The organism is Candidatus Jidaibacter acanthamoeba, from assembly GCF_000815465.1.
Taxonomy (GTDB): Bacteria; Pseudomonadota; Alphaproteobacteria; order Rickettsiales; family Midichloriaceae; genus Jidaibacter; species Jidaibacter acanthamoebae.
In genome coordinates, this window is record NZ_JSWE01000246.1 from 1 (window position 1) to 1,234 (window position 1,234).

1 protein-coding gene is annotated in these 1,234 nt (G+C 33.0%); it reads right to left on the minus strand.

The window, feature by feature from the left end:
* Positions 1 to 471: 471 nt before the first annotated feature.
* The coding region (locus NF27_RS10865) for an ankyrin repeat domain-containing protein (protein WP_039459616.1) at positions 472 to 1,234 on the minus strand (763 nt) is incomplete at its 5' end.

Genomic DNA, 1,234 nt, shown 5'->3' on the forward strand with positions numbered 1-1,234 from the left:
ATAGCATACTACAGCCTTATGCCACATTTCCACATAAATATTTATAATACCCTTAATAAACATCACACTTATCAGAAAGGAACTTAATAAACAATAAAAGAATGCTATTTTTGATAATTTTCCTATTACTTACTCATAAACGGTAAGCCTTGGAACCTGCACAAACTAAGGAGCTCAACGCCAGAGTTCCGTTTTTGCACGTTCTCTAACACTGGGCCATTTACTGAATAACCTGAACGATCACGCAATGCTGTCCTTTTTTTAACCAGGATCCCCGGCCAAACCTCTTATTACCCCTAGTCGGGCGATCCTTCACGCTCCGCAAAATATATAGCAGATAAGCGCATAACCAACTTAAACGCTATAGCAAATGTAGTGCCTTATCTTATACAATTTCTCTAATCTTTTGTTCTTCCACTCTTGACTTTAAACATGGTATCAGAGCCCTCCGGCTTTGGTAATAGACTTATTCTAAGCTCTACTTATCACAGCTGTTTTTTCATATTGTAAGATTTTATCAATGAACCTAACTCTATTGTTAATGTTTTTTATTATACTACTAGCAACATCAGACTTACTTTCTTCATTTACTTCACTTTTTATCTCTTCTATTATTTTTAATTGTTGTGGATTAGCTGCTCCTAATGCCGTACAAAATATATAAGAAATAATCTCGTTTGGAAGTTTAAAGTTTTCCTGGTTTTCAGAATTTCCTTCAAAATATGAAAGGAAATTTTTACATATAAGCTGTAGGTTACTTATCCCTTTCGCGATTGAAAAGTATTCACTAATATACAAATATGGGATGATTTTCTCACGTTCTGCAGGTACTCTAGGTAATATTTTATCGGTTAGGAAGGGCAATAAGTTTTCTTTTGGAATTAAAAAAATTAAATAATTGAAGACAGTATTTTGATTTTTTTTTACAGCATCAATAAAAGCTTCATCATTTCGCACATGGATCATAGCCTCTCTTTTTTCTATATCAGAAGTATGTTCAAGTAATAACTTCAATACTTCTACATGGCCTCTCGAAGCAGCATCAATAAAAGCTTCATCATTTCGCACATGGATCATAGCATTTCTTTTTTCTATATCAGAAATATGTTCAAATAATAACTTCAATACTTCCACATGACCATATAAAACAGCATTAACAAAAGCTTGGTCATTTTGTGTATGGATCATAGCCTCTCTTTTTTCTATATCAGAAGTATGTTCAAGTAATAACTTC